Annotated in this window: 5 protein-coding genes; 1 reads left to right on the top strand and 4 read right to left on the bottom strand. The window is 60.4% G+C overall.

What is annotated here, in order from left to right; translation table 11 throughout:
• Positions 1–126 precede the first annotated feature (126 nt).
• The 3 genes from BFP90_RS18895 to BFP90_RS18885 are packed head-to-tail and all read right to left on the bottom strand — an operon-like array spanning position 127 to position 1,890.
• A complete protein-coding gene (locus BFP90_RS18895) occupies positions 127–798 on the bottom strand; it encodes a GNAT family N-acetyltransferase (protein WP_065897696.1) in 672 nt (223 codons plus the stop codon).
• Between the two features lie 10 nt (positions 799–808).
• Positions 809–1,255 (bottom strand): GNAT family N-acetyltransferase, encoded by a 447-nt coding sequence (locus tag BFP90_RS18890; RefSeq protein ID WP_065883826.1) that lies wholly within the window; start codon positions 1,253–1,255, stop codon positions 809–811.
• On the bottom strand, positions 1,252–1,890 hold the full coding sequence (locus BFP90_RS18885; protein WP_065897695.1) for an FMN-binding negative transcriptional regulator: 639 nt from the start codon (positions 1,888–1,890) through the stop codon (positions 1,252–1,254). The genes BFP90_RS18890 and BFP90_RS18885 overlap by 4 nt, the downstream gene beginning before the upstream one ends.
• An 88-nt stretch (positions 1,891–1,978) precedes the next feature.
• Here BFP90_RS18885 and BFP90_RS18880 point away from each other — a divergent pair, with 88 nt between their 5' ends.
• Positions 1,979–3,517 (top strand): MocR-like pyridoxine biosynthesis transcription factor PdxR, encoded by a 1,539-nt coding sequence (locus BFP90_RS18880; RefSeq protein WP_065897694.1) that lies wholly within the window; start codon positions 1,979–1,981, stop codon positions 3,515–3,517.
• A 7-nt stretch (positions 3,518–3,524) separates the two neighbouring features.
• Here BFP90_RS18880 and BFP90_RS18875 read toward each other — a convergent pair whose 3' ends face one another.
• Positions 3,525–8,150, bottom strand: coding sequence for a dermonecrotic toxin domain-containing protein (locus tag BFP90_RS18875; protein ID WP_065897693.1), 4,626 nt, complete (start codon positions 8,148–8,150; stop codon positions 3,525–3,527).
• Positions 8,151–8,210 lie beyond the last annotated feature (60 nt).

The following is an 8,210-nucleotide window of genomic DNA, read 5'->3' as shown; positions in this document are numbered from 1 at the left end:
GCGGAACCCTAAGTGGCCGTTACCGCAGAAACGGATATGTACTCGTTCCAATCCAACATCCTGGTCGGCCAGAGGCCGCCATCGGGGGCAAGCCCCCTCCCACATGTTTTGTGTTGCGAGTGAGGTTCAGGTTCGGCATTCGGCCAGTGTTCTGATCTGACCGGAACCGGCCTGGTTCTCCTCCGACAACCACGCCTCAAACCCCGCGCCAATCTTCGGCCATTCCGAATCCAGCATCGAATACCACGCCGTATCCCGGTTCTGCCCCTTGACCACCATATGCTGGCGGAACACGCCTTCAAAACTGAACCCCAGGCGCTCGGCTGCATACCTGGAGCGCGCATTGCCGTTGTTGCACTTCCATTCCAGGCGGCGGTAGCCCTGCTCGAACGCGTACTTGGCCAGCAGGTACACCGCTTCGGTACTTTTTGGCGAGCGCTGCATCGGTGCGCCAAAGGTGACGTGGCCGATTTCAATACGCCCGTGAGCGGGGACGATGGACATCAGGCTGAGGATGCCCTGGACCTGGCCGCTTGCGCGGTCGACCACGCTGAAGAAATACGGGTCGCTGCTGGCGGCATGGTTGTTCAGCCAGGCATCGAAGGCGCTGCGCTCGGGAAAAGGGCCGTAGGGCAAAAAGTCCCACAACGTCGGGTCGGCACCGGGGCCCTCGAGGGCTTGCCACAGTTGTTCGGCGTGACGCGCCGGGTCGAGCTTTTCCAGGCGAATGAAGCGCCCTTCAAGCAGTTGCGCGGCAGGCGCGGGGGCGCCTTTCCAGTCGGCGGGGGAAGTGACCATGCTGCGCTCCTTAAAGACCTTTGCGAAATTGGATGAAACCTGGGCGTTCAGCGATGCGTTCGTACAGTTGAATCGCGGTGGCGTTGGTCTCGTGGGTCAACCAGTGCACCTTGCAGCAGCCATCGGCCTTGGCGGTGGCGTAGACGAATTCGATCAGCTTGCGGCCCACGCCAGTGCCACGTTGGGCTGGGTCCACCAGCAAGTCCTGCAGGTAGCAGGAGTTCTCGATGCTCCAGTTGGAACGATGGTAGATGAAGTTGACCATGCCCACTGCCTTGCCGTCCTGCCAGGCGAGTGCCGAATGAGTCGGCTCGCGGGCGTCGATCAGGCGTTGCCAGGTGCTTTGGCTGACGGCGTCCGGCAGTTCGGTGTTGTAGAACTTCAAATACGCCTGCCACAACGGGAGCCAGGCGGTGTGGTCGGCGGCGGTGACTTGGCGAATGTCGATCTGGCTCATTGTGCAACTCCTTGGGGAATAAAGCGGGCGAGGGCCTGGTCACGCACATCGGTACTGGCGGCCAGGCCTTCGCGCACGCCGGCCACGTCGGCCGCGCTGCGGTTCTGGCTGAGCTTGCGCTTGCCGATCACGCGTTCGATGGGCAGGGCGAAGCCGACGATGGCCTTGAGCATGCCGTCAATGTAGTCCGCCGGTGCGTCACTGACCGCCCAGGGTTGGGCGCGGCCACTTTCATGGCGCTCGGTGAGGGCGCTGACCACCTTGAGCAATCGCTCGGCGTCGTTGAACACCTGCGCCTTGCCATAGGCGTGCACGGCCATGTAGTTCCAGGTCGGCACCACTTTGCCGTGTTCGGCTTTGGCCGGGTAAAACGCCGGACTGACATAGGCGTCGGCCCCCGCGAAGATCACCAGCGCCTCATGGCCATTTTGCAGCTCGCGCCATTGCGGGTTGGCCTTGGCCAAGTGCCCGTAAAGCGTGCCGTTGGGACCTTCATCGGGGTTGAGCAGCAGTGGCAGGTGGCTGGCTTGCAGGCCGTTTTCTCCCACGGTCACCAACTGCGCCAGACGGGTGTGCTGGATCAGTTGCTGGAGTTGGGGCAAATCATCGATGGCAAAGGCGCGGGGGGTGTACATGGGAAATTTTCCTTGGCGAATGCCTGCATCCTAGGCAGGCTATTGGTTCGTTGTAAGAGCCATCTAGCGCTATTTTCATAGGTCCAATATGCCGTCCATCGCGCCGCCTTTATCCTTCAACCCTGCCGGTATTGAACTGGACCGCCGCCAGGGCCTGACGCGCCAACTCTATGAGGCCCTGCGCCAGCGCGTGCTGGATGGACGCTTGGTCAGTGGTACACGTTTACCCGCTACCCGAGATTTGGCGACAGCATTGTCGATTTCCCGAAACAGCGTCGTGCGCGCCTACGATCAGCTGTACGCGGAAGGGTTTATCGAAAGTCGGGTGGGAGATGGCACCTATGTCGCCCAATTGCCGATGCCGAAAAAACTATCCACACAAGTATCCACAGGGTTTTCAACAGGCTTATCCCCAGGGTTATCCACAAAATGGGCGGATTTACCGGAACATCTTGACGATGAAGTTATCCACAGCACGGGCTTGGTGCGGGTAAAAAATCATCACTTGCCTCAACCGCCTTCAGGTCCACCTCGTGCTTTTCGCGTGGGCGTGCCGGCCTTCGACCTGTTCCCGTTTGAAGTGTGGGCCAAGCTCAACGGGGCGTTCTGGCGCAAACCCGACCTGGAACAGCTGTGTTATGGCGACCCGGCAGGTGACAGCCGCCTGCGTGGCTTGATTGCCGCGTACCTGCGCAGCTCACGGGGTATGCAGTGCACGGCTGAACAAATTGTGATCACCAGTGGTGCACAGCAGGCAATCAGCCTTTGTGCACAGCTGCTGGTTGAGCCGGGTGATGGGGTGGCGGTGGAAAATCCGGGTTACCGTGCGGCCGGCCATGCATTCGCCCTGGCCGGTGGGCAATTGCAGGGCGTGCCGGTAGACAGCGAGGGCCTGGATTGCCAGGTGCTCAACGCTCTGCATGACTGCCGTGTGGCCTATGTCACACCTTCCCATCAATATCCGTTGGGGGTGGTGATGAGCCTGGCCCGGCGTCTGGAGTTGCTGGCCTGGGCCGAGCGTACGGGTGGCTGGATCGTCGAGGATGACTACGACGGAGAGTACCGCTACAGCGGTGCGCCGCTGTCGCCCCTGGCGGCGCTGGATCGCAGTGGCCGCGTGTTATACGTCGGCACGTTCGGCAAAGTGGCGTTCCCCGCGTTGCGCCTGGGCTATCTGGTGTTGCCTGCGGCCCTTGTGCAAGCGTTTACCCGGCGGCGCGCCGTGGACATGCGCCATTCCGAAGTCAGCACCCAGGCGGTGATGGCAGAGTTCATGGCGGCGGGACACTTCCAACGCCACATTCGCCGAATGCGTCGCGCTGCATTGAACCGACGCAACGCCTTGCTGGCCGGTTGGCCCGATGGGTTGCCCGGCGTCGGCGCCTTGCCCAGCGTTGCTGCCGGGCTGCACTTGACCGTGCGAGTGGACAGCCTGGCCCGCGAGCAGGCGTTGCTCGCGCAGGCTCGTGCGGTAGAGGTTGAGATCACCGGTTTAAGTAGCTATTGGCTGGCTGGCACAAGCCCACCAGCGGACCAGCACGCAGGCCTGTTGATGGGGTTTGCCGCCGTGCCCGAGGCGGCCATCGCGCAGGCGCTGGCACGTTTGCGCGAGGTTTGGCAGGCATAAAAGGCGATCAGCTGTCGAAGAACAGCGACTTGGCCAGTTGATCACCGATGCTGCTGCGGTGGATTTCTATCATTTCCCAGTCACTGGGGCCGGTGCGTTGACGAGCGCCACCGAGCCGCTGTTGTTCGCGCGTCTTGAGGTGGGCCTTGTCGAATCTCTCAAGAGCGGCGCCTTTCGTTGCGTAGTGAAAGTGCGCGTACCACAGCACGGCGTTGGTCTCTTTATCACGGACTTCGTACTCGTCCAGATAGCCCTTTGGGGGCCCTTTGACGGCACGACGGCTGAAGGTTCTGGTGATCCTGGTCAGCCCTTGGTTATGCAGCCATTCCACCCGCGCCGCAGTGGGCGGCTGGTGTTTGATCATCTCGATGTAGGTTTTTCTACCCAGGTGATAAAGCCGCTGTGCTGCGTCGTTGAGGTTGCGTTTGGTCGAAGCGGCGGAAGTATGGTCGCTTTCGGTGAGATTGCGCCGGGTCAGCGCTTGCTCGATGTCGTTTGACGCACCCTCCAGTTGTTTGGCGTAGGCCTCGTACATATCCTGGATATCCTGCGGCGCGTGCCAGGGTTTACGCGAGAAGCCCTGGTATTTACGGGTTTCAGCCTGCTCGGCATTCAACAGCGTTTGTCCGGTGTTGATGCTGGTATCCAGGTCCAGCGTGGCAGGCACTGGCGATGCAGAGGTGACCTTTTGCCGCTTGACCCAGACGCCTGGGGTTTTTTCATGAAACGTAGCAAGCACCTTGCCTGTCACGGACGTCCTCACATCGACCAGGGTACTGTCGGACTCACGGGGTTGAGCTATTAACACGCCGTCGTAGCGTGTCTTGATTATCTTGCGTCGTGGCGTGTGCGAGGTCTTTGAGCTGCCGGGCTTGGGTTCCAGGGCTTTTTTCTCGCGCAGCAGTTGCGCCAGGTCGTGAATGGCGCGCTGGCTGAATCCGCCGATCTGCTGGCGAAAACCCTGCAGGCGGGTTTTCAGCAGATACTGCGGATGGTCGGCGTGTAGCTCCAGCAGACGTTGATCTGCACTGGAAAATTGCTCAACCAGGCTGTTGAGCACATCAATGCGCTCATCCAGCGACGTGTCGCTGCCCCGTCTCACAACTTCAGTGAAACTCTCGACGTTAAGTTCGGTTGTGTCGACGCACTGGTTCATCTGCTCTCGCAGCGTGGCGGGGATCTGGCTTTGCTCTTCATCGATACACAGGTAGCGACCCAAGCCGATCTCCAGGGATTTGAGCTCGGCGAGGGTGAGCGGTGGCAATTCGCTCAGGGCTTTTTGAATGACCGCTGCACCTTCATCCCCCAGCACTTTGAGATCGCTGAAACGGTCGTTGATGAACTCCAGGCGCTTGATGATTGCCAGGTTCAACGTGGACAGGGTTTGCGCGCTTTGCGCCTGGTTTTTATAGTCAATGTCCACCTCGGCATCGAGGATTGGGAACGACGATTCCAGGGCCTGCTTATAGCTCACCAGTTGTTGTTCCATGACTACCTGAGTCAGTTGTATTTGCTGCTTCAGGTATTCACTCATGTTGCCCTGATAGGCGGGCACGGCATCGATGATGCTCAAGGATTTCAGCTGACTGATCGCCTCATCGTACGCCGTCAGCCGGTTGTCGACTTTACCTATGAACGCTGTACGCAGCAGGTCCGTGGAAGGGCCAGGGGCGGCGTCCAGTTCGGGTTTTGACTCAAGCGCGTCCAGCTGTTGCCTGGCGGCGACCGCATCAAAGGCGTTGAGCTGGGTCATGAGTGCCGTAATGCGCTCAGGCTGATTGACCTTGACCGCACGCTGACGGTTGCGAAGGCCGCCGCCGCGCAGTCGCAAGCGGATGTCGACAAACCACTGGCCCGCCAGATTGCCGATCAGCGGCGGGCCCGTACGCAAGGGTGCCTGCGGGTCAATGATGATGACACTGTCGTTGTCATCCACCCTGACTTCGAACCAGCGCGCACCAACCGGTGCATACCATTTGTCGGCAAGTGGATACAGATTCAAGTGGCGCCCGCGCGTTTTGTTTTGCGCGCCAAGCTTGTCGGGTTTGGCGACGTTGAAACTGTCGAGTGTCCTGGCCAGGCCCAAGCGGCTATGACCCAGGGCCCCCAGGATGTGTACGGCGCCTTGATGCTTGGCGGGCAGTTGGTTGTCGGGAATATCTGCTTGTTGCACGGCGGTGTATGTTTTTTCGGCAACAGGTGGTTTACCGGCGGTGTCGATCATTGTCGACTCGGATTCAGTTTCGATCTTCGGCGCACCGAACTGTCCCGGCGGGCGGGGATGGCGTAGGGCGATGTGCAGGGTCAGAGCCATGCCCAGGTTGAGGAATACATCCACTAATGCGGTCCATGAGGCGTGTTGATCCTCCTTGTTTACCGCTTCCTCGGTGGCTTGCAGGTCGTCCATGATTTGCCAGATCCAGGCGGCAATTCCGACGGTGCGGCCTATGAATGGCAGGGCCGCGTTGAATATTTGCCAGCCGGTGTGGCGAAACGTCGCCCAGCGTTTCTGTACATTGGACACCGACTGACGGGCCGCCAGTTCGATCATGGCGGTGGCATTGGCCTTGAACAGCGTTGCAAGGGCGTCATTGCCCACTTCTTCATCGGCCAGGGTCACGGGGCCGCTCATGTAGAGCAGGGTGAGGGGCTCGACGAGGGCGCGCACCACCGTCCAGGGCGAGGGCAACGTGTCGGGAAACACGTATTGGGCGTAGTTGAAGCTCTGCGCCTGCGGCAGCCAGGCCAGCACCGATTCGCGCAAGGGGCGCTCATGTTTGATCGCGTACAACAGGTTTTGCCGTGCCGGGTATTGCATCAGCACCGGTTCCAGCAACGGGCGATAAAGCAGGCACGGGCCGGCGCTGGCGTCCCTTGGACCGATCACGAACATATTGGCGACCACGTCGCGCTCATGGCCGGGGCGCAAGGTGGGCACGAAGGCCAGGGCGCGGATAACAATGGGCTGCCCGTCTACGTGGCGGTCGTGTTCACCGGTGTGCATCACGGCGGCAACGTAGCGGTAGCCGAGCTCATCAATTGCGCCCTGCCTGCGGATTTTCATTTGCAGGGCCAGCAGCGGCAGTTGCAGGCGTAGATGGCTGGTATAGAGCTGTTGGCGGTGACTGGATTGCACCGGTTCATCGAGCAGTTTCTGTTTGATCAGCGCGGGGTAGTGTTCGCCGATATCAATGTCTTCGATCAGGTCTTTCAGATAGCTGAAGGTCAGCCAGTTGGGGACACCATCGTCATTGTCGCCGTAGCGCACCGTGATATTGCCGGTGGGCAGGCCGGTGAGGTTGTCCAGCGCCAGATCGATCAGGCCGCGACGGGTGATGTCCACGCTGCCCGGCACGATGAACGTGCCCCATACCACCGGGCTTTCGATCACCACCTCGATTTTGTCCAGGTTCAGGCGCGCACCGTCTTTATGCGACTGGATGCGGCTTTGCAGCTGTGTGCGGGCATAGTCCCGAATGGGCGCAATGCCGTCCTGGAATGTTTCGCCCTGGTAGTGGGCATGCAGTTGGGCCAGGTCGATCATATAGCGGCTGTAGGCGGCGGTGTCCGAGTCCGACGCCGAAGCCAGCCAGTCGGGCAGTTGTTGATGAATCTCTCGGATACTCGAGAGTTGGTGATCGCTCATCTCTTCGATGCTGGGCACAATGCGGGCGACGGTGACAGGGCTTGGCTGCTCCTGTGCCGGCTCATCGACAGCGGCTTGGCTGTAACTGCCGATGGTGCGGATTTGCAGGTCAATCAGGGTGCAGGCCAGCGCGTCGAAAAAATTGCCATCGGGCTCATAGAGACGCCACTGCAACGTGGTATCGCGCTCCGGCGCACTCAACCGGGCCGGCAGTGAGGCGCCGAATGCTTCGACTGACGCGAAGCTTTCGTACCCGCTTACCAGCGAGTGCGTCAGGACCATTTGGCGCTTGTCGTGCTCGCCAACCAGTACGGCGATGTCCGTAAAACTGATGTGGGTGGACTCGCCGTCCCGAAGCAGGTCGATATCGACCAGGTAGGCACGACTCTGGTAGCGATCATTCAACGAGCGCCTCGCCCGGTCGGGCTCTTGGAAAAATCCACGGGCCATGGCCGCTTCGTGCTCTGCCAAGCCCTGCTCTTCGTTGACGTTCCACACTTTTCTCAGTGAGTTGGAAAATGTCCGCCAGCGTGGCCCGGTGCTGCCGTTGGAGGCGTTCCAGAAATTAAGCTGCTGTTCCTGAAAAGCGGTGAACAGCAAGGCGGACAACTCGTTGATCAGGCGTGCGATGGCATCGATCTTCACCTCAAGGTGTACAGGCGTCGCCGCGTTCGGCTGTAGCGTGAGGAAGTGCTCGCCATCGATGTAAGTCACTCGTTCGCCGGACAGCGCCTGGTTGGCCAGTACCGAGGTCAGGGACTGGATTACGGCTGGCGCCGGTTCGACAGCACTGCCCACGATGTGCCAGCGAGGGCTGACCACCATTGCCAGGTCAGGGTCGATATTGAGCGCGGGGTAGAGGTCTCGGAGTGCCGAGCGCAACGTGATGGCGGCGACCTCGTGGGTGGTGGGCCCGTTGGTTAACTGGGTGAGCAGTTCATAGGTGCTGGGGGGGCGGTGATTAGTGTTATGTAGGTCGTTGGGCATGTGTTGCTCCTCTGCAATCGCTGGCCTGGACGGGCGTCGAGGAGGTGCAAGGTAGCGATG

The organism is Pseudomonas sp. 24 E 13 (assembly GCF_900004715.1).
Classification (GTDB): Bacteria; Pseudomonadota; Gammaproteobacteria; order Pseudomonadales; family Pseudomonadaceae; genus Aquipseudomonas; species Aquipseudomonas orientalis_A.
The sequence above is the reverse complement of the archived record's forward strand: the minus strand, read 5'-3'. Positions and strand labels throughout refer to the sequence as shown.